The organism is Fusobacterium sp. JB019, assembly GCA_030673965.1.
Taxonomy (GTDB): domain Bacteria; phylum Fusobacteriota; class Fusobacteriia; order Fusobacteriales; family Fusobacteriaceae; genus Fusobacterium_B.
This window is the reverse complement of sequence record JAUTCN010000011.1, coordinates 31,651-52,103: the sequence shown is the minus strand read 5'-3', so window position 1 is coordinate 52,103 and position 20,453 is coordinate 31,651. Positions and strand designations below refer to the sequence as shown.

The following is a 20,453-nucleotide window of genomic DNA, read 5'->3' as shown; positions in this document are numbered from 1 at the left end:
TAAACCAATTATAGCATACTTTTTTTAATATTTTTAATCTTTTAAAACCAATACTTTTAACTTGATTATAAAAAAAAATCATGATATACTTTATTTATCTTAATTTAGATTTAGGAGTTAATTATGAATAAGTTAGTTAATACAATTTTATGTTGGTGGAATAATTAATTTTAAGATTTGTAATTTTTAATACAAGTCTATTTTAATAAGCACTAAAATAATTTGTATTACAAGTATTGACATTAGTCCCTGTGATACATTCACAGGTTTTTTTATTATAAAAAACAATTTTATTTTTTAAAGGAGGGAGTTGTTAAAATATATAGTTTTAACAGCGAAATTTTATGCAAAGAAGTTTATCAGGAATACAACCAAGTGGAACTTTACATCTTGGAAATTATTTTGGAGCTATGAAACAATTTATAGAAAATCAAAACTCAGGAAAATACGAAGGTTTTTATTTTATTGCTGACTATCATGCTCTTACTTCTCTTACTAATCCAGAAGTTCTAAGAGAAAGTACTAAAAACATTATCTTAGATTATTTAGCAATTGGTCTTGATCCTGAAAAATCAACATTATTTTTACAATCTGATGTTCCAGAACATATTGAATTATCTTGGTTTCTTTCTAATATAACACCTGTTGGTCTTATGGAAAGAGGACATTCTTATAAAGATAAAATTGCCAAAGGATTATTCCCAAATACTGGACTTCTTACTTATCCTATTCTTATGGCTTCAGATATCTTAATTTATGATACTGATATTGTACCAGTTGGTAAAGATCAAAAACAACATCTTGAAATGACTAGAGATTTAGCAGCAAAATTTAATCAACAATATAATGTTGATTTCTTTAAACTTCCTGAACCTTTAATTATGGATAGTCTTGCTATTGTTCCAGGAACAGATGGACAAAAAATGAGTAAATCTTATGGTAATACTATAAATATGTTTGCCTCAAAAAAAGTTCTTAAAAAACAAGTTATGTCCATTGTAACTGACTCGACTCCTTTAGAAGAACCTAAAGATCCTGATAACAATGTTTCTAAATTATATAAATTATTTGTAACTGAAGAAAAGTACCAAGAAATGAGAGATAAATTTAAAGCTGGAGGATATGGTTATGGACATGCTAAAAAAGAATTACTTGAAGCTATTTTAGAATATTTTAAAGATGCTCGTGAAAGAAGAGAAGAACTTGTTAAAAATCCAGAATATGTAGAAGAAGTTCTTAGAAAAGGTGCTTTAAAAGCTAGGGAAATAGCTAGAAAAAAACTAACAGAAGCTAAAAAAATAGTTGGTCTTATGGGAAATGTATATAATAAATAATAATTATTTATTTAAGGAGAAAAATATGACTGAAAGCAATAATACTTTTTGGAAAATTTGGTTTAAATTTGTAATTTTATTAATCGTAATTCTTTTAATTTGGATTTTAACTTTAGTTATTGGAGATTATTTTTTTCCAGAAATAATGCAAAAATTTAAATTTATTCATTATTTTATTTTACTTGCTATTATTTTTAAAGTTCGAAATGAATTTTTAAAAAAAATCCATGAAAATAATAACAAAGAATAAGTTTGACAAATTATATAAAATATAATATTATTTACCTGTAATAAAAGGGAGTAGTTTAATTATAGTATCAACAATCTCGATAATTATTTTATCTGGTACTATAAGCTTATGTTAAGTAAGTAACGAGACTTTTAGTATAGTTTTTTTGCTATACTAAAAGTCTTTTTTTATTTTTAGGGAGGATATATGACTAAACATTTTTTAAAAACAAAAGATAATATTCTAAGTGAATTTAATAGCACTCTAGATGGATTATCTCAAACTGAAATTAAGGAAAGCAAAAACAAATACGGGATTAATGAACTAGAAAAGAGAGAAAGTAAAAGTTTTCTTGCCATTTTTCTTTCTCAATTTAAAGATTTTCTAGTAATTGTTTTAATCATAGCTGGATTTATATCTATATTTACTGGAAATATTGAAAGTTCTATTGTTATTTTTGTTGTTATTACCATGAATGCAATTTTAGGAACAGTTCAACATTTAAAAGCTGAGGCTTCTTTAGAAAGCTTAAAGAATCTTTCTTCTCCAAAGGCTAAAGTAATTAGAAATAAAGAGATTTTTGAAATTTCATCTAAAGAAGTTGTAGTAGGAGATATTGTTATTCTTGAAGCTGGAGATATTGTTCCTGCTGATGGAAGAGTTCTTAATTGTTCTTCTTTAATGGTTAATGAAAGTTCTCTAACTGGAGAATCTGAAAGTATCGAAAAAATAGATACTGTTTTAACAGAAGAAAACTTATCCATTGGGGATCAAAAAAATATGGTTTTTTCTGGAAGTCTTGTAACTTATGGAAGAGGTACTATTTTAATAACTTCCATTGGAATGTCTACTGAAATTGGTAAAATAGCAAAATTAATAAAACAAACAGAAGAAAAAATAACTCCACTTCAAGTATCTTTGGATAAATTTGGAAGAAATCTTTCAATAGCTATTTTAATCCTTTGTGCCTTTGTTTTTTCTATTAATATTTATCATGGAACTAGCATGCTAGATTCTTTATTGTTTGCTGTTGCACTAGCTGTTGCTGCTATTCCTGAAGCTTTAAGTTCTATAGTAACAATTGTTCTTGCTATTGGAACTCAAAAAATGTCAAAGGAAAATGCCATTATAAAAAAATTAAAAGCTGTTGAAGGACTTGGATCTGTCTCTATAATCTGTTCTGATAAAACAGGAACATTAACTCAAAATAAAATGACTGCTAAAAATATTTTTACTAACAGCACTTTAAAAACAAATCAAACTATTGATATTAAAAATTTAAGTGAAAATAAACTATTAACATTTTCTTGCCTATGTAGTGATGCCATTAGTAGTACTAATAATGAAATCGGAGATCCTACAGAAACAGCATTAACTAATCTTGCAAAGAAATTTAATTTAAAAGAAATTGATTTAAGAAAAAAATATCCTAGATTATCTGAAATTCCATTTGATTCAGATAGAAAATTAATGAGTATCTTATGTAATATTGATAATGAAAATATAATGATCACAAAGGGAGCCTTAGATGTTCTTTTGACAAGAACAAAGTTTATACTTTCTCAAGATAAAATAAAAGAAATCTCTCCTGAAGATATTAGCTTAATTGAAAAAACAAATTTTGATTTATCAAATAATGGACTTAGAGTTTTAGCTTTTGGATATAAAATTTTAAAATCAAAAACTTCTATTGATTTAGAAGATGAAAAAGATTTTATTTTCTTAGGACTTATATCTATGATTGATCCTCCTAGAAAAGAATCTAAAAAAGCTGTTGCTGATTGTATTAAAGCTGGAATAAAACCTATTATGATAACAGGGGACCACAAGATTACCGCATCTGCTATTGCAAAGGAAATTGGAATTTTTAAAGAAGGGGATAAAGCTTTAACTGGTCTTGAACTTTCTAGTTTATCTGATCAAGAATTTGCAAAAGAAATTGAAGATATTTCTGTGTATGCTAGAGTTTCTCCTGCAGATAAAATAAGAATTGTTTCCATGTGGCAAAGTAAAGGAAACATTTGTGCTATGACTGGAGACGGAGTTAATGATGCTCCTGCTTTAAAGAAGGCTGATATTGGAATTGCTATGGGAATAACAGGAACTGAAGTTTCTAAAGATGCAGCTTCTATGATTTTAGCTGATGATAATTTTGCTACAATTATTAAAGCCATTGCTACTGGAAGAAATATCTATTCAAATATAAAAAATTCCATTAGATTTTTACTTTCTGGAAACATGGCTGGAATACTAGCGGTATTATATGCTTCAACTGTTAATTTACCAATGCCTTTTGCTCCAGTTCATCTTTTATTTATAAATCTTTTAACTGATAGTTTACCTGCTATTGCTATAGGTATGGAACCAAGTAAAAACAATGTTTTAGAAGATAAGCCTAGGGATATAGATGAACCTATTTTAACTAAAAACCTATCATTAAAAATACTTTTAGAAGGAGGACTAATTGGAATATTTACTATGATTAGTTTCCATTTAGGTCTAAAAGCTTCCCCTTCAGTTGGAATGACAATGGCTTTTTCTACTTTATGTTTAGCTAGATTATTCCATGGATTTAACTGTAGAGGAAAAAATAGTTTACTTACTTTAAAAATTAAATCTAATATGTTTTCTGTATATGCATTCTTAATTGGAACTTTCCTTTTAAATCTTTTACTTTTAAATGATACTGCTGGAAAATTATTTGAAGTAGCTAACCTTAATATAATGCAATTAACATCTATATATCTATTTGCTTTAATTCCTACAATTATAATTCAAATTGCTAGATATATGAAATATGATAAAAAATAATATTAATTTTTAAAAATAAGAACATCCTAATGCACCTAGCCCCTTACTAAGGCAAAAGGTGCATTTTTAAAATCTCGTATTTAACCTTAGTTCTACCCATAACTTCCCATATACATCCATATTCTTTCTTAGCCTTTGTATAAGCTTCCTCCATTATATTTCTTTGCTTTTCTTTAGGTAAGGAATTAAAATAATCATCCATGACCTTTTTTCTATTTAGTTCTTTTTCTATTTCTTTTCTTTCCTTATCTAATTTTTTTCTAGAAGCTATAATTTCATCATCAATAATCTTAGATCTTATATTAGAATCTTTAGATTTGCTCTCAGTTTTTAGGACATAATTATCCCTTAGAGCAGAAACGATGAAACCAGAAGATTTATTATTCATTTTTACAAAATTGAAAACTTCTAAAAATCTTTCAAAACTTATTTTTTTAGTAAGTATGACCTTCATAATATTTTTACAAGTTAATAACTTTAAATTAGAATCATTTAATTTTTCTTTAATTGCTCTTATTTCCTTTTTTCTAGAATCAAGATAACCACCACTATCTTTTATCTTTTGTTCATCTAAGGGTCTATCTAATTTACTTTCTTGTACAGTAGTAGTTTTTATATTTGTTTTTTTAACTGGTTTTATATCTGGTATAGGTTGGACATATTGAGATCTTCCATTAGACATTTTAGGTTCCTCCATTTGACAATTTGTCTCCTTGCATTTGTCATTTTGAGAATATCCATTGGACAGATTGGCTTTTGAGGTAAAATCATTACTTGTGATTAAATTATAAAGTTTTTTTATTTTTATACTCACAATAGTATACCATTTTGTTCTATCATAAGATCTTTTATTAAAACTTCCTGATTTAATAACATTTAATTTTTCTAACTTAACTAATACCCTTTGAATTTTTTTAGGATTGATATATGGAAAAAGTTCATTAAAAGATTTACAACTATTATATACCCAGTAATTCCCAGCTATATAGTTTTTATTATTAGTCATATTCTTCCTTAACCAAAAAGCAATATTTTCTATAAGAATTGCTTCTTCTATTCCGTATTCTCTTGCTAACTCTACATTAAAACTATGATTCATAATAACCTCCTAATTCATATATTTTTATATAATTTATTTCCTTCTAAATTATATTTTAAACCTTTTTCTAAAAAAGTCAAAAACGTATATGGCATATGTGGCGTATATGGTGTATGTGGCGTATTTTTTTCTATTTTCATAAAAATATGAACCTTGATCCCTTAATTTTTTCACTTATAGTCTTTATTTTATTATGTTTTAAAGAATACAAATATAGACTTCTTTTTAATATTTTTTCAAAAAAATAAAAGGCTACAGACAAATTATTTGCCTATAGCCTTTTAAGAAATTAACCTTTTATCTTTTACAAAGTTTCATTAAAACTTTGAAGTCTTGTTTTTATTTGTTCAAAAGATGTCATCTCTAAATCTATTTCTATCATAATATTTCTTATATTTTCATTATTTAATTCTTTATAATATATTGGGTAATCAAATTCTTCTGGATCACAGAATTTCATCATACATACTATAACTGCATCTGCTTCATATTTTTTACACATATCTATTAGCATTTGTCCTCTTACTTTTTTAGGATCTGTTGCTAATGCACATCCGTCAAAATCTTGCCACCATTTTGCTAATCTTTGTAAAGGAGTTCCTCCTTCAGGTACATCAATTCTAAATTGACGAGATTCTTGAGCCAAATCATCTGCAACAACTGCAAAATTTTCTGATTTCATTATTTCTAATACTTCTTTTGGTTCTGCCATTATTCCAGTTAAAATAACTTTCTTACCTTTCCATGGTTCTACTTTTAATTTTTTAATTTCTTTTATGAAATCTTTAACATATTCTGTATGTTGTTTTTTAGTTATAAACCATCTTGATTTAATAACATTATGTCTAACTATTGGGTCTATTATTTGAGGATATTTTGCTGCTATTTCAGTAAATTCTCTCATAACTTTTCTATTTTCATTATAAACTTCTATACTTTTATTTATAGCTTCATCTGTAATTTTAACATCCAATATTTCTTCTAATTTTCTACGAACTATTTTATATTCTTCTTCTAAGAATAAATTAGCTGCTTTTATTTTTCTGTTTTGAGGATGAGTAAATATTATAGGTTTACATTTTCCGTGCCATTTTTGGCTAAAACATTTTAAAGTATCACAAGGAACTGACATTAAAACAGCTGATAAATTATCAAAAGCTCCTTCTAATTCCATTTCCATAATTGATTGCATGATTGAACAAGCAAAAGCTGGTAAATATGTTCTAGCTTTTGATATTTCATGATGTCCACCCCAAATACCTACTGGTAAATATCCTGCTGCATCTATTAATTCTTCTGGAGCATATACTGGTAAAACTCCTACTGCTCCTTTTCCTGTTTCTTTTTTATGATTTTTTATTGCTTCTACTGGATTTGATGCTATATGTTCAAATAAATCGATAAATTTCTTTAAATTTCCTTCCATATCTTTAACCTCCACTTAATTTTCTTCATTCATTATTTCATCTAATGCTTGTACACGAGTTTCATATTGAGCTGGTGAATAATTTCTAGGGTCTGTTTGGTCTCCATCAAAACTAGTAAATGGTAATCCTGTTTTTTCTTGAACTATTTCAGCTGTTTCTGAATTCAAGAAACTCATTAATTTACAACTTCTGTTTGTATGATAAAGAACTCCATCACATTTTCCGCCTTCTACTACATCTGTTAATACTTTAGCTCTGTTATCTAAGCAAGTATTAATATATATTCTAGTATAAGCATCTGCCATTGAACTCATATCTCCTGGAGTATATTCTAAATTCCATAATCCTGGATAAGCAGATCCTGTCATTATAATTCCTAAATTTTTAAGTGTTTTAAATGTATGTCCTAGGTTAGGCCAAACTGCAATTCCTTCCCAAGTAATTCTTTTCTTTTCATTTCCTTTTAAAGCATATTGTTTATTTGCTAATTTTTCTTCTAATTCATCTGCAAATTTCTTAAATGTTATTTCTGCACAATCTCTACTTCTTGCACAAACTATTAAAGCCATATAATTAAATAAATCAAAGCAATTTAATGGAGATGGTTTATATTGAGACATTTTAGCAACTCTATTCCATTGAGCTACTGAACGCTGAGTTTGTTTTTGAACTTCTAAGAATTTGTCATAATCAAATTTCTTTCCTGTAATTTCTTCTAATTGACTTATAGCTTCTTCAAATTGAGATGCTATATAATCTTTAGCATATTGAGGAATTGGCATTGTATGATTAAATGGTACATCTATAACAATACATGGTATATTTAATTCCTTTGCTAAATTCTCATACCATTTCAATAAAGTGTTACAAATATTATTACAAGTAATAACTAAATCAGGTAAAGGTACGTCTGCTGCGGGTGAATTTTTTAATTTTTCTGGAGTTTTTCCTGTTAAAGCTTTTTCTTTTAATAATTCCATATAACCTAAATTTACTCTGGCATAAGAACATATATCTAATGAATAACCTTTTTGATCGGCTACTTCTAGCATATCTAATGATCCTTTTCTTGCTCCTATCCCTGCTGCATGAGTTTCAGGATAAACCATAGCTATATCCATTGCTACACAAAATTCTGGTGGTGCTACTGAAGCTGACCAACAAACTAAACGTCCCTCTTTTTTGGCTTGTCTTGCTTCTTCATCTAATTGTCCTTGATAATAAGCTAGCAATTCTTTAGCACTCATATTTTTTATATCTTTTTTCTCATCCATAACTTAATCATCTCTCCTTTTCTTTAAAATTTCTTCATAGGCATATATTGCAGCTCCTAAAGCTCCTGTTAGCTGAGGATTTGGAGCAACTATTACATTTCTATTTAAAGTTTCTCTTAATGCACGAACAACTCCTGTATTTTTAGCAACTCCCCCACACATAACTACATTATCTTCTAATGGAGTTCTTTTAGCTAAACCGCTAACCTTATGAGCTACTGAATTATGAACACCTGCTACTATATTTTCTGTTGTTGCCCCTTTAGCTAATTGAGATATAACTTCCGATTCTGCGAAAACTGTGCATGTACTACTTACAGTAACTGGAGCATCTGCTTTTTTATCATAATCTTTCATCTCATCTAAAGGAATTTCTAAAACTTTTGACATAACAGTTATAAATCTTCCTGTTCCTGCAGCACATTTATCATTCATAAAAAATTGGTTTATTTTACCTTTAGAATTTAAACTAATCGCCTTTGCATCCTGTCCTCCAATATCTATAACAGTCTTTGCTTCTGGCACTAGAAAATGAATTCCTTTAGCATGACAACTTATTTCACTTATTTGTTTATCTGCTTCATCAAAAGTAAATCTACCATATCCAGTTACAACAATTTGATCTATGTCTTTTCTTTCCATTTTGGATTTATTTAAAACACTTTCTAGTATAACTTTAGGACCTTTACTTCCTATCCCAACTTGTAAAACGTCTGTCGCTATAACTTCTTTTCCATTTTTTAAAATGACTGCCTTAGAAGATGATGACCCAATGTCTACTCCTACTGTATAACACATATTTCCTCCTAACTAATACTTATTAATCTCTTTTTATTGGTGCTACTGTTTGAACGAATTCAGTAAGTATACCTTCTGAAAATTTAGGTCTCATAAAGTTAACTATTATATCATCTGTTCCTGTAACAGCTTTCTTTTCTAACATTTCTAATCCCTTTTCTTCCATTTCTTTTCTAACTGCCTCTACATCCTCTACTTCAAAAGCTAAATGAGCTATTCCTCCTTTTCCTTTATTATATTCTTTAAGTACTCCGGCTCTAGGAATTATAAATTCTATAGGGCTACTATTATCAGGATATTTTGTAAAAATTAAATCAGCTTGATAAGCTTCTACATATCCAGTGTAGTCTATATCTAGCCCCATTTTTTCAATATATGAATGTGCCTTTTCTAAAGTTGGTAAAACTATTCCTACATGATGCATTCTCATTGGTTTCATTATAAATCTCCTCCTTAAACTTTTTAATTATTTTTATGTAGTTCATTAGAACAAAAAAATTATTTTTTACACCTATATGATACTCTTCATACATTAATTTTAAAAATGATTTCTCTTGACTTTAGTTGACTTTTCTTTTTGTCAATTAGTTTTATATATGATATTAGGTTGACTATTATTTTTTTTTAATATATTATAGGAATAGGGTTATCAATTTTCAACAATATATTAAAAAATATAATTTAAAGTTTAAGGAGCAAGATTATGGGAAAAAAAAATTATGGAAGTACCCTTAGAAATCTATTAACTTTTTCTGAGGTTAAGTTTTTAATATTAGGAAATCACTTGGGTTACGATGTGTCTTATATTAGCAAATGGTGTAACGGAGTTAAGCTTCCAAGCTCTAAATCAATTAAAGAAATAAATGAAAAAATTTCGGATTTAGTTTCTTCTGAAATACTCAGCCTGAATAAGGAAAATCAATTTTTCAATAAATTCAATATTGAAAAACCCAGAAAAAATTTTTCAATAAACTCTAAAATATTAGGGGATAAGATTTACAATTTATTAAACAGTTCTTATTTAGAATGTTCTTCTCATGAAGAAAAGGAAACTCCAGATGTTTTTTTAATTGAAAACACTCAAATCAAATCATTTTTAAGTACAATTTTAAGACAACAAATAAATGAAGCTAATCACACCTTGGAATTTTATATGACTTTAGACATTACAACAATCGACTGCCTCTACATAATTTCTCTACTTTCCAAAATGAAACCTGAAAGTTTAAAAATAAAAATTTATCTTGGAATTCACCTTTTAGCTGACGATGATAATGCTATTAAAAACATAAAAAAAATATATATGATTTTAAATCAATTTATAAATATAAATTTTGAACTTTATAATAGCTCTTATTTTGAAAACTTAAATACTATAGTTATTAAAGATAAAATATCTTTTCTTTATTCTCTTAATAACGAAGGACAATTTGAAACTTTAATTTCTACAACGAACAAATACAAAGTAAAGAAACTTTTGTCTACTCTTAGCAAATCTATGAATTCTTTAAATAGAATATTTTCAATAAAAGATCATAACTCCTTAATAAGAAAAGCCTATAGAACTAATTTCTACACTCATGATAATTTTAATTTCTTACTTACAAGCGGATTTGAATTTTTAATACCACAAAATATCATTCAAAATATACTTAACTATGCTTTAAAAAATAATTTTCCAAAAAGAGAATTAATAAGTATGCAAGATTTAATGATTACTTGGAATGAAATGTTTGAACAAGCTTCTATTAATTTCTTTGTATTTAAATCTTCTATTTTAAAATATTTTCAGGAAAAAACTATTTATTTTATGAACGTTAAATATAAAATGACTCCTGAAGAAATATTAGAACATTATAATTATTTTATTAGTGTTCTTAAAAGTAATCCTAGAATAAAAATTTATGTTATTGATGATAATTTATTAAATTTAGATTATTTGGACTTTAAAATGTCTGTATTTTGCAATAAAGATAGTGTCTTTTTAAAAAATGTTGCTTTACTTTCAGAAACTAAAGAAGATTTTTTAAGTACTGTTAATAATTATTCCACAATTAGACATATTAATCTTGTCTTTGACAAGCTTAAAACTTCTGAAGTTTCCAAAGAATTCTCTCCTGAAGAAATAGAAGCTTCATGGAACAAATACAATCATATGATACTAAAAATAATGAATCTGCACTCTTAATGAATATAGCACTAAGGTATTTAAATATCTTAGTGCTTTTTTTTATTCAACTATATTCATGTTTATTCACTTGAATAACCCCTTAAAAAACTATATGATTTTTGTGTAAAGACGCTTTAAATGTTTTAATTTTTTAAAGCCTAAATTTTACTAATAAAATATAAAAGGGGTGTTATTTATGTACAGTTTAAAATTTACTGAAGAACAAGAACGTATTTGCCAAATGGTAAAAGACTTTTCTTTAAATGAAGTTGCTCCAGGATCTAAAGAAAGAGATATTAATGGAGATTTCTTAGCAACTAGAGATTTATTAAAAAAAATGGGTAAGTTAGGTTTAATGGGAATTCCTTACGATAAAAAATATGGAGGAGCTGGACTTGGGTATCTTGAATATGCTTTAGCTGGTTTTGAACTTAATAAAGTAGATGCTTCACTTGGTATTTCTTATTCTGTTCATATTTCTTTAGGAACTGGGCCTATATATAATTTTGGTAACGAAGAACAAAAACAAAAATATCTTCCTAAATTATGTTCTGGAGAATACATTGCAGCCTTTGGTTTAACTGAACCTTGTGCTGGTAGTGATGCTAGTGCTAGCCAATGTACTGCAGTTAAAAAAGGAGATAAATATATATTAAATGGAACTAAATGTTTTACAACTAATGGAGAATTTGCAGATGTTATAGTTGTGTTTGCAATGACTAATCCTGAATTAGGAACAAAAGGAATAAGTGCATTTATAGTTGAACCTAAAAATTTCCCTGGAATCAAATTTATTAAAAGAGAAGCTAAAATGGGAATAAGAGCTTCTGTTCAAAATGTTATTGAAATGGAAAATTTAGAAGTTCCTGCTGAAAACTTATTAGGACAAGAAGGAAAAGGATTCAAAATAGCTATGGCTACTCTTGATTGTGGAAGAATTGGAGTTGCTGCTCATGCAGTTGGTATTGCTAAAGGAGCCTACGAATATGCTTTAAATTATGCTAAAGAAAGAGTTCAATTTGGAAAACCTATTTCTAAACTTCAAGTTATTGCATTTAAATTAGCTGATATGTATAACAAAATAGAATCTGCTCAAGCTGTTACTTTAAAAGCTGCTTGGTCTAAAGATGAGCATTTACCTTATTCTATTCCTGCTGCTGTTGCTAAACTAACTGCTACAAATACAGCTATGGAAGTTACCACTGAAGCTGTACAAGTATTAGGTGGTACAGGATTTACTATGGATCATCCTGTTGAAAGAATGATGAGAGATGCTAAAATCACTCAAATCTATGAAGGAACTAATGAAATTCAAAAATTAGTTATCTCTGGTGCTATCTTAAGATAAGTTAATTTTTCAAAGAGAAATAGTTCTACTATTTCTCTTTGACTTTATATAAGGAGTTTTTATGAAGATAATCGTTATTGCAAATGAAACTTTCCCTACAAATGAAAATTTAACACTTGAAAATATTGATGAAAAAAAGATTCTAAACCCTTATGATGAATTTGCCATACAAAAAGCTTCCAAAATAAAAAATACTGAAGATTCTGAAATTATTATATTTATGATTTCAAAGTCTAATAACTTATATTGTTTAAAAACTTGTTTAGGGTTGGGAGGTACTTCTGGTAATCTTATTGTATTTAATGGAAATAATCCTAAAGATGTCGCATCTATTCTTGCTGAAGAAATCAAAAAACAAGGAGCATTTGATTTAATTTTAACAGGAGATCAAGATGTTAATAATCCAAGAGGAGAGATTCCTTATAGGATAAGTAGCTTACTAGATATTCCTCTAATTAGTCATTGTTTAGACATTCAATATTCTAATAATAAGTTGATTTGTAAAAAAGAAACTGATGATTTTTTAGAAAAACTTTCCATAAACTTACCTTGTATAATTTCTTTTAGAAAAAATGTTTATGAACCTAAATATCCATCTATTAATGACATTATGTCTATCAATAGCAAACCTATTTCTTTAAGTTATTACGACAAAAATAAAAACGATCTTTATTTAAAATTAAAAGTTTATAATGTCAAACGTCAAAATAAAATTTATAAAGATATTGATTCTGATAAAGCTGTTAAAAAAATCTCAAATTATTTAGATGAATGGGGTTTAAACGGAGGATTATATGAATACATTAATTTATTTAAATCAAAAAAATAATCATTTAAGTGATTATTCTAAAGAACTTTTAAATATAGCTTCTAACCTAACTATAAATACCAATGCTAATATTTATCTAGTTTCTCTTTATTCTGAATCATTAATAAATTTAAAAGAAAATTTAAAAGACTGGAATATAAAAAAGATTTTTTTTATAACAAATAAAGATAACTCTTATATTTATCCTACCAAAATATCCAATATATTAACTGCTCTAAAAAAAGACTTAAACATTGATATGATTATCATGGGAAACAGCCTTTTTGAATTAGATATTGCTCCTTATTTAGCTGAAAAATTAGACTTTGATTATATTCCTAATATTTCATCCTTTCTTCTTAAAAATAATCAAATAATTTTTCAGAGATTAGTTTATGGAACTAAAGCATTAGAAAAAAGTATCTATAATTTAAAAAATCTTGTCTGCATCTTTAATAATAATATTAACAAAAATGAACCTTGGAAAATTAATCACAAAAAATATAATGATATACCTGTTAATTTCATAAACTATGAATCGGACGAAAACATTTTATATGAATTGAAAGATCGAGTTTTGAAAAAACAAAAAAAATATCCTTTAGAAACTTCTAAAATTGTTATTGGAGTGGGAAAAGGTATTCAAAATCCTGAAAATTTTCAATTAATTGAAAATTTGGCTAATATTTTAGGAGCTGGTATAGGGGTAACTAGATCTGTAGTCGATCATGGTTGGAGACCTGAGTATGAAAAAATTGGACAAACTGGAAAAATTATAAAGCCTGATCTTTACATTGCTATTGGACTATCTGGAGCTATGCAACATGTAGCTGGAGTTAAACAAGCTAGACACATCATTTCTATCAACAATAACCCCAATGCTGAAATTTTTAAATACTCTGACTTAGGTATCGTTGGAGATTTATTTGAAATAATTCCTAAATTAATTACTTATTTTAATAATCTATAAAACGGAGGTAATTTATGAAATTATTTTTATCTTTAACACCATTACTAATTATATTAATTGGTATTGTGGGTCTTAAAAAACCAGCTAAATGGGTTTCTATTTTCGCAATTATTTACACGTTAATAATATCTTATTTTCTTTTTAACACAGCAAGTGAAATTCTTTTCACTCAGACAAAAAAAGGTATTATAGATGGTTTTAAGATGGTGTATATGATTTGGTCTGCCTTTTTAGTATTAAGTATGCTAATTAGAACTGGAGCAATGAATAAAATTAAAGAATGTATCGCAAATTTAACTACGGACAAACGGAAACAAGTTATTATTATAGGATTTTGTTTTGGTGGATTCTTGGAAGGGGTTGCTGGAGCTGGAACTCCTGCTGCTATTGCTGCTCCCTTTCTAATGATTTTGGGAATACCTGCTTTAGATGCTGCTATTGCTTCACTTATTTTTAATGGAATAGCTGCATCCCTAGGAGCTGCTGGTTTTACAACTATTGGAGGTTTTACTCCTTTTTTATCCAGCGTAGGAATAAATGAACTTAAAAATCTTATAGCTCATATTCCTTATATTGCAAATAATACAATTCCAACTTCTATAGATGTGCATGCTACTATATTAAATATTTCTATGATTACAGGATTAATCCATTTTTGGGGAGCTTTAATCGCCCCTTTTATAGTTCTTTCTGTCCTTTGGGGAAAAAAATGTTTTGATAAAGATATCTGTTATTTTTCTTTAATGGTTGGGTTTTGCTATGGAATCTCTTTAGTAATAATTGGTTCTTTTGTAGGAGCAGAATTCCCTACTATTTGTGCTGGTATCTTCTCTCTATTTGGAGCTATATTTTACATTAAAACTTTTAACAAAAAGACTATTGTTAAAGATTTATTTAAAATAACTCTTGAAGAAAAAACAGAAGAAAATAATATGAAACCTATAACTGCAATGAGCACATATTTACTTCTTCTAATTTTACTTCCTCTTGTTCGTTTTTTTGCTCCAAGTTGGTTTTTACATTTAGGTTTTTCAATCTGGATTGGAACTACAATCTTATTTGTTTGTTTCGTTGGATCTATGATTTTAAAATCTACTAATAATTTTTTAGCATATGCAAACGAGGCATTTCATAATGTTTCAGGAGCTTTAATTGCTATGTCAGCCTTACTATCTATGGCTAATTTAATGAAAGTTACTGGAATGCTTCATATTATTGCAACTTTCTTAGCAATTCATACTGGAATGCTTTATCCTGGAATAGCTGTTTTTATTGGATCTTTAGGATCTTTTGTTACTGGAACTACAACAGGATCAAATATAATGTTTGCTCCAATGCATTATGAAGCTGTTAAAATTTTAAATCTTAATTTACCTGCAGTTCTCGGTGCTCAAAACGCAGGAGGAGCTTTAGGAAATATGATTTGTCCTAACAATGTTGTTGCTGTATGTGCAACTGTTAATATGCAAAATTCTGAAGGATTAGTCATGAGAAGAGTTGCTAAACCAATTACTTTTCTTTGGATAGTTTATATTTCTCTTGCATTAATTTATTCTTATATTTTGTTCCCACTATTACCTGTTATACTTAAATAAAAGGAGGAAATTTTATGATCACAAATTTTGTTTCTCTTAGAGAAGCTGTAAATGTAATAAATAACAATGATACAATAGTTACTTCTGGTTTTGTAGGATGTAGTAATCCTGAAGGACTAGAAGTTGCTTTAGAAGAAAGATTTTTAGAAACAAAAGCACCTAAAGATTTAACTTTATTCTATGCTGCTGGACAAGGAGATGGAAAAGATAGATCTGTTAATCACGTAGCTCATGAAGGCTTATTAAGAAAAGTAGTTGCTGGACATTTTAATAAAGCTCCAAAATTAGGAGAATTAATTAGAAACAATAAGATTCAAGCTTATAACGTACCTCAAGGAGCTCTTTGCCATATGTTAAGAGATGTTGCTGGAGGAAAAGTAGGAACTTTTACGCACGTTGGATTAAATACTTTTGCTGATCCTAGAATAGAAGGTGGTAGATTAAATGATGTTACCACAGAAGATATAGTTAAACTAGTAAATATCAATGGTCAAGAAAAACTTTTCTACGAACCTATGAAATTTGATATTGGACTTATCAAAGGAAGTCTTGCTGATGAAAGAGGAAATATTTCTTTAGAAAAAGAAGGAGTTACTACAGAATGTATTTCCATTGCTCAAGCTGTTCACAACTGTGGAGGTAAGGTTATTGTTCAAGTAGATAAAATAGTAAAAACCGGTAGTTTAGATCCTAAATTAGTTAAAATACCTGGAATCTACGTTGATTATGTTGTTGAAGTTGAAGAACCTCATTTAAAACAACAAGTTTACGATATTCAATATGAGCCTGAATTAGCAGGGAATATAATATTTAGTGCTAATTCTCATATTAAACCTATGGAATTAAACGCTAAAAAAGTTATTGCTAGAAGAGCAACTATGGAAATTGAAAAAGGAAGTATTGGTAATTTAGGAATAGGAGTTCCTGAATATGTTTCTGCTGTTGCAACAGAAGAACAAATAAGTGATTATATGGTTTTAACTGTTGAATCTGGACCTATTGGTGGAATGCCTCAATCAGGAATGAGATTCGGTACCTCTATTAATGCTGATGCCATTATAGATCAACCTTATCAATTTGATTTTTATGATGGTGGTGGACTTGATATTGCTTTCTTAGGATTGGCTCAAGCAGATAAACATGGAAATTTAAATGTAAGTAAATTTGGAACTAATATATCTGGATGTGGTGGATTTGTTAGTATCAGCCAAAATGCTAAAAAAGTTGTTTTCTGTGGAACTTTTACTGCAAAAGGTCTTAAAGTAGAAGTTGCTAATGGAGAATTAAAAATATTAAAAGAAGGTGCTAAGAAAAAATTTGTAGATACTGTTCAACAAATAACTTTCTCTGGAGATTATGCTAGAAAAGTTGGTCAACCAGTTTTCTATGTAACTGAAAGAGCTGTATTTGAATTAAGAAAAGAAGGATTTACTTTGATTGAAATAGCTCCTGGAGTAGATTTACAAAAAGATATTTTAGATTTAATGGATTTTAAACCATTAATAGCTAAAGATTTAAAATTAATGGATTCTAGAATATTCCAAGATAAACCTATGGGCCTTAAAAATGATAGATAATTAAATTCGTAGAATTACCCTATATTATAAAAAATATCCTCTAAATACTTAGAGGATATTTTTATTATTTTTAATTTATAAAATAAAATACCATTATTAATGCCAATATATATAATCCAATTCCAACTTCTTTATGTCTTCTCGTTCCAACTTTAATTAAAACATAAGAAATTATTCCAGCTCCAACACCATTAGAAATACTATTTGTAAAAGCTGTAAAAACAATCATAAAAAATACTGGAAAAAATTCTGTAAAATCTTCATAATCAACATTTTTCATGCAACCAAGCATTATAATCCCCATAATTATCAATACTGGAGCTGTAGCTGCTGCAGGTATTAATAAAGCAATTGGACTAAAGAATAAAGCAAAGAAAAATAAAATTCCTGTTGTTATTGCTGTTAAACCTGTCTTACCACCTGCTCCTACCCCTGCTGCTGATTCAATAAATGTTGTTATTGTCGTTGTCCCAAGTAAAGCTCCTGTAACTGTTCCTAGAGCATCTACTAAAAATGGTTTTTGTATATCTGGTAAATCTCCATTTTCATCTAATAACCCTGCTTTTTCTGAAACTCCCAAAAGAGTTCCTAACGTTGAAAAGAAATCTCCCACAAAAAAAACAAATAAAATAGGTAATACTTTTATACTTAACATATCTGTAAAATCTAAACGAAAAGCAATTGGTTTTATTGAAGCTGGTAAAGATATAAAACTATCAGGAAGATGAGTTACTCCAAAAGGAATTCCTATTAATGTTGTTATAAAAATACCTACAAGCATATCGCATTTTACTTTATTTGCAACTAAAGCAGAAGTTATAATTATACCAATTATAGAAACTATAGCTACTTCGTTTGTTAAATCTCCTAAAGCTAAACCATTATCTGTTATTTGAAATATTCCTCCTGATTTAAATCCTAATTCTATTAAGAATATTCCAACAACTGCTCCTATACCTAATTTTAAACTTTTAGGAAGAAACTTTACTATAAGTTCTCTAAATCCAAACATTGATAATATTAAAAATACTATACCTGATATAAAATTCATTGCTAAACCTTGTTGCCAAGTAACAGCTCCTGTTGCAACTAAAGTTATTGAAAAAAATGCATTTGTTCCCATTGCCGGTGCTAATGCAAAGGGTAAATTAGCATATAATCCCATTAATAAAGTTATTACACATCCCATAAGTGCAGTTACTGTAAATACTGATTCCACTGGCATTCCTGCACTTTTCATTATCATAGGATGAACTATTAATATATAGGCCATTGTCATAAATGTTGTTACCCCTGCACCTATTTCAGTCTTTATAGTACTTCCTCTTTCTAAAATCTTAAAATGTTTCTCCAAAAAACTTTTTTTCATTTTTTCTCCTTTATATTAAAAAATTTTATAATCTTATTTCAGAACATACGCTCCATTATATCATAAAATCTATATTTTTTTAATTTTATTTATTGTTTTTATTGCATATTCAAGGTAAAATTTAATTAACGAATACAAAAGGAGACCATATGAAAGAAACATTAATTTTTTTAAAAAAAACTAAATTATTTAAAAATTTAACAATTGAGGAAATAGAAAAATCTCTAAAAGATTTAAATGCAAAAAAACAAACCTTTGAAAAAAATAATTTAGTTTATGAACTTGGGAAACCAATTGATAGAATAGGACTAGTTATTTCTGGAAACGCTAATGTTATCAAAGAAGATTTCTGGGGCAACAGAACAATTCTTACTCAATTAAATTCTGGAAATATTTTTGGAGAGGTTATGAATTTTCAAAAGAATAAAAATCCAAATATCAATGTTGAGATTTCAAAAAAAAGTGAAATTTTATTTTTTGATTTCAAAAAAATATTTGATTCAAAAGAAATTTTAGAATCTTATAATAAAAAACTTATTTTAAATATGTTTTCTATTGTAACCAAAAAAAGCATATTGTTAACTGAAAAAATAGAACATATTACTAAAAAATCAGTTAGAGAAAAAATATTTTCTTATCTTTCAACCTGTGCCTTTAAATACGAAAGCAACTCCTTTAAAATTAATTTCAATCGTCAAGAATTAGCAGATTATTTATCTATTGAAAGAACTGCACTTTCTAGAGAACTTAGTAAAATGCAAGAAGAAAATTTAATTAACTTTAAAAATAATCAATTCACCTTAATAAAAAAATACTAATGTTGCATAAGCAACGTATTTTTTTATTAAAAAGTTTTAAAATATATTATAAAGTTTAAGGAGGATATATTATGATTAGAAAAATTATAAAAATAGATGAAGAAAAATGTAATGGATGTGGATTATGTGTGAAAGCTTGTCACGAAGGAGCTATTGCTATGATCAATGGAAAAGCTAAGTTAATTAGAGATGATTATTGCGATGGATTAGGAGATTGTTTACCAAGTTGTCCTGTCAATGCTATTTCCTTTGAAGAAAGAGAGGCTAAAGCTTATGATGAAGAAGCTGTTTTAGAAAATCAAAAAAAAGCTTTAAATGAAAAACCTTTTGTATGCCCTGGTACTTTAGCAAAATCTTTACTACAAGAAGAAGATAACATAATTACTGAGTCAGCTAAACCTAAGAGTCAATTAAGACAATGGCCAGTTCAAATTAAATTAGTTCCTATCAATGCTCCTTATTTTGACAATGCTAACTTATTGATTGCCGCTGACTGTACTGCTTATGCTTATGCTAATTTTCATAACGAGTTTATGAAAAATAAAGTTACCATAATTGGATGTCCTAAATTAGATATGATTGATTACAGTGAAAAATTAACTGCAATCATTAAAAATAATAATATTAAATCTGTTACTGTTATAAGAATGGAAGTTCCTTGTTGTGGAGGAATTGAAAATGCTAGTAAAATAGCTCTTAAAGAAAGTGGTAAATTTATTCCTTGGCAAATTGTAACTATTTCAAATGATGGAAAAATCCTTAATGATTAAATAACATTTAATTCCTTTAGATTGTATCTAAAGGAATTTTTTTACTTTAATTTCTT

17 protein-coding genes are annotated in these 20,453 nt (G+C 27.6%); 11 read left to right on the top strand and 6 right to left on the bottom strand.

The window, feature by feature from the left end:
• Nucleotides 1-344: 344 nt before the first annotated feature.
• The 3 genes from trpS (at nucleotide 345) to Q7K47_08040 (ending at nucleotide 4,374) form a co-directional block, all read left to right on the top strand.
• Nucleotides 345-1,334: a tryptophan--tRNA ligase gene (trpS, locus tag Q7K47_08050; GenBank protein MDP0507151.1), complete on the top strand. Its 990-nt coding sequence runs from the start codon at nucleotides 345-347 to the stop codon at nucleotides 1,332-1,334.
• Between the two features lie 25 nt (nucleotides 1,335-1,359).
• Complete coding sequence (locus Q7K47_08045) at nucleotides 1,360-1,584, top strand: hypothetical protein (protein MDP0507150.1); 225 nt, start codon at nucleotides 1,360-1,362, stop codon at nucleotides 1,582-1,584.
• A gap of 186 nt (nucleotides 1,585-1,770) precedes the next feature.
• Nucleotides 1,771-4,374 (top strand): cation-translocating P-type ATPase, encoded by a 2,604-nt coding sequence (locus Q7K47_08040; GenBank protein MDP0507149.1) that lies wholly within the window; start codon nucleotides 1,771-1,773, stop codon nucleotides 4,372-4,374.
• A gap of 46 nt (nucleotides 4,375-4,420) precedes the next feature.
• Here Q7K47_08040 and Q7K47_08035 read toward each other — a convergent pair whose 3' ends face one another.
• The 5 genes from Q7K47_08035 to Q7K47_08015 all read right to left on the bottom strand — a co-directional run bounded on the left by Q7K47_08035 (nucleotide 4,421) and on the right by Q7K47_08015 (nucleotide 9,411).
• Nucleotides 4,421-5,473 (bottom strand): hypothetical protein, encoded by a 1,053-nt coding sequence (locus Q7K47_08035; GenBank protein ID MDP0507148.1) that lies wholly within the window; start codon nucleotides 5,471-5,473, stop codon nucleotides 4,421-4,423.
• Between the two features lie 304 nt (nucleotides 5,474-5,777).
• Nucleotides 5,778-6,899, bottom strand: coding sequence for a 2-hydroxyacyl-CoA dehydratase family protein (locus Q7K47_08030; GenBank protein MDP0507147.1), 1,122 nt, complete (start codon nucleotides 6,897-6,899; stop codon nucleotides 5,778-5,780).
• Nucleotides 6,900-6,914: 15 nt separating this feature from the next.
• Nucleotides 6,915-8,174 carry a 2-hydroxyacyl-CoA dehydratase family protein gene (locus tag Q7K47_08025; protein MDP0507146.1) on the bottom strand — a complete coding sequence of 420 codons (1,260 nt, stop codon included), beginning with the start codon at nucleotides 8,172-8,174 and terminating at the stop codon, nucleotides 6,915-6,917.
• Nucleotides 8,175-8,177: 3 nt separating this feature from the next.
• A complete protein-coding gene (locus Q7K47_08020; protein MDP0507145.1) occupies nucleotides 8,178-8,972 on the bottom strand; it encodes an acyl-CoA dehydratase activase in 795 nt (264 codons plus the stop codon).
• A gap of 22 nt (nucleotides 8,973-8,994) precedes the next feature.
• A complete protein-coding gene (locus tag Q7K47_08015; protein MDP0507144.1) occupies nucleotides 8,995-9,411 on the bottom strand; it encodes a VOC family protein in 417 nt (138 codons plus the stop codon).
• A 264-nt stretch (nucleotides 9,412-9,675) separates the two neighbouring features.
• On the opposite strand from Q7K47_08015, the gene Q7K47_08010 reads away from it, so the two are divergent.
• The 6 genes from Q7K47_08010 (at nucleotide 9,676) to Q7K47_07985 (ending at nucleotide 17,440) form a co-directional block, all read left to right on the top strand.
• A complete protein-coding gene (locus tag Q7K47_08010; protein MDP0507143.1) occupies nucleotides 9,676-11,160 on the top strand; it encodes a hypothetical protein in 1,485 nt (494 codons plus the stop codon).
• Nucleotides 11,161-11,338: 178 nt separating this feature from the next.
• On the top strand, nucleotides 11,339-12,490 hold the full coding sequence (locus Q7K47_08005; GenBank protein ID MDP0507142.1) for an acyl-CoA dehydrogenase family protein: 1,152 nt from the start codon (nucleotides 11,339-11,341) through the stop codon (nucleotides 12,488-12,490).
• A gap of 61 nt (nucleotides 12,491-12,551) precedes the next feature.
• The gene (locus tag Q7K47_08000; GenBank protein MDP0507141.1) at nucleotides 12,552-13,319 is read left to right on the top strand and encodes a hypothetical protein; all 768 of its coding nucleotides are present in this window, start codon (nucleotides 12,552-12,554) and stop codon (nucleotides 13,317-13,319) included.
• Nucleotides 13,285-14,268 carry an electron transfer flavoprotein subunit alpha/FixB family protein gene (locus Q7K47_07995; protein ID MDP0507140.1) on the top strand — a complete coding sequence of 328 codons (984 nt, stop codon included), beginning with the start codon at nucleotides 13,285-13,287 and terminating at the stop codon, nucleotides 14,266-14,268. Before Q7K47_08000 ends, Q7K47_07995 begins: the two co-directional genes overlap by 35 nt.
• A 14-nt stretch (nucleotides 14,269-14,282) precedes the next feature.
• A complete protein-coding gene (locus tag Q7K47_07990) occupies nucleotides 14,283-15,863 on the top strand; it encodes an L-lactate permease (GenBank protein MDP0507139.1) in 1,581 nt (526 codons plus the stop codon).
• A gap of 14 nt (nucleotides 15,864-15,877) precedes the next feature.
• Complete coding sequence (locus tag Q7K47_07985; GenBank protein MDP0507138.1) at nucleotides 15,878-17,440, top strand: malonate decarboxylase subunit alpha; 1,563 nt, start codon at nucleotides 15,878-15,880, stop codon at nucleotides 17,438-17,440.
• Nucleotides 17,441-17,510: 70 nt separating this feature from the next.
• Here the strand turns inward: Q7K47_07985 and Q7K47_07980 are convergent, their stop codons facing one another.
• Nucleotides 17,511-18,809: an NCS2 family permease gene (locus Q7K47_07980; GenBank protein ID MDP0507137.1), complete on the bottom strand. Its 1,299-nt coding sequence runs from the start codon at nucleotides 18,807-18,809 to the stop codon at nucleotides 17,511-17,513.
• A 149-nt stretch (nucleotides 18,810-18,958) separates the two neighbouring features.
• Between Q7K47_07980 and Q7K47_07975 the strand changes: the two genes are divergently transcribed.
• Together Q7K47_07975 and Q7K47_07970 are read left to right on the top strand one after the other, a co-directional pair.
• Nucleotides 18,959-19,627, top strand: a complete 669-nt coding sequence (locus Q7K47_07975; protein MDP0507136.1) for a Crp/Fnr family transcriptional regulator — start codon at nucleotides 18,959-18,961, stop codon at nucleotides 19,625-19,627.
• Nucleotides 19,628-19,698: 71 nt separating this feature from the next.
• Nucleotides 19,699-20,397 (top strand): 4Fe-4S binding protein, encoded by a 699-nt coding sequence (locus tag Q7K47_07970; protein MDP0507135.1) that lies wholly within the window; start codon nucleotides 19,699-19,701, stop codon nucleotides 20,395-20,397.
• The last annotated feature ends 56 nt before the right edge of the window (nucleotides 20,398-20,453 follow it).

Bases quoted from the DNA above. Each gene is read 5' to 3' on its own strand.
- trpS (MDP0507151.1), top strand. From the start codon at position 345: ATGCAAAGAAGTTTATCAGGAATACAACCAAGTGGAACTTTACATCTT.
- Q7K47_08045 (MDP0507150.1), top strand. From the start codon at position 1,360: ATGACTGAAAGCAATAATACTTTTTGGAAAATTTGGTTTAAATTTGTA.
- Q7K47_08040 (MDP0507149.1), top strand. From the start codon at position 1,771: ATGACTAAACATTTTTTAAAAACAAAAGATAATATTCTAAGTGAATTT.
- Q7K47_08035 (MDP0507148.1), bottom strand. From the start codon at position 5,473: ATGAATCATAGTTTTAATGTAGAGTTAGCAAGAGAATACGGAATAGAA.
- Q7K47_08030 (MDP0507147.1), bottom strand. From the start codon at position 6,899: ATGGAAGGAAATTTAAAGAAATTTATCGATTTATTTGAACATATAGCA.
- Q7K47_08025 (MDP0507146.1), bottom strand. From the start codon at position 8,174: ATGGATGAGAAAAAAGATATAAAAAATATGAGTGCTAAAGAATTGCTA.
- Q7K47_08020 (MDP0507145.1), bottom strand. From the start codon at position 8,972: ATGTGTTATACAGTAGGAGTAGACATTGGGTCATCATCTTCTAAGGCA.
- Q7K47_08015 (MDP0507144.1), bottom strand. From the start codon at position 9,411: ATGAAACCAATGAGAATGCATCATGTAGGAATAGTTTTACCAACTTTA.
- Q7K47_08010 (MDP0507143.1), top strand. From the start codon at position 9,676: ATGGGAAAAAAAAATTATGGAAGTACCCTTAGAAATCTATTAACTTTT.
- Q7K47_08005 (MDP0507142.1), top strand. From the start codon at position 11,339: ATGTACAGTTTAAAATTTACTGAAGAACAAGAACGTATTTGCCAAATG.
- Q7K47_08000 (MDP0507141.1), top strand. From the start codon at position 12,552: ATGAAGATAATCGTTATTGCAAATGAAACTTTCCCTACAAATGAAAAT.
- Q7K47_07995 (MDP0507140.1), top strand. From the start codon at position 13,285: ATGAATACATTAATTTATTTAAATCAAAAAAATAATCATTTAAGTGAT.
- Q7K47_07990 (MDP0507139.1), top strand. From the start codon at position 14,283: ATGAAATTATTTTTATCTTTAACACCATTACTAATTATATTAATTGGT.
- Q7K47_07985 (MDP0507138.1), top strand. From the start codon at position 15,878: ATGATCACAAATTTTGTTTCTCTTAGAGAAGCTGTAAATGTAATAAAT.
- Q7K47_07980 (MDP0507137.1), bottom strand. From the start codon at position 18,809: ATGAAAAAAAGTTTTTTGGAGAAACATTTTAAGATTTTAGAAAGAGGA.
- Q7K47_07975 (MDP0507136.1), top strand. From the start codon at position 18,959: ATGAAAGAAACATTAATTTTTTTAAAAAAAACTAAATTATTTAAAAAT.
- Q7K47_07970 (MDP0507135.1), top strand. From the start codon at position 19,699: ATGATTAGAAAAATTATAAAAATAGATGAAGAAAAATGTAATGGATGT.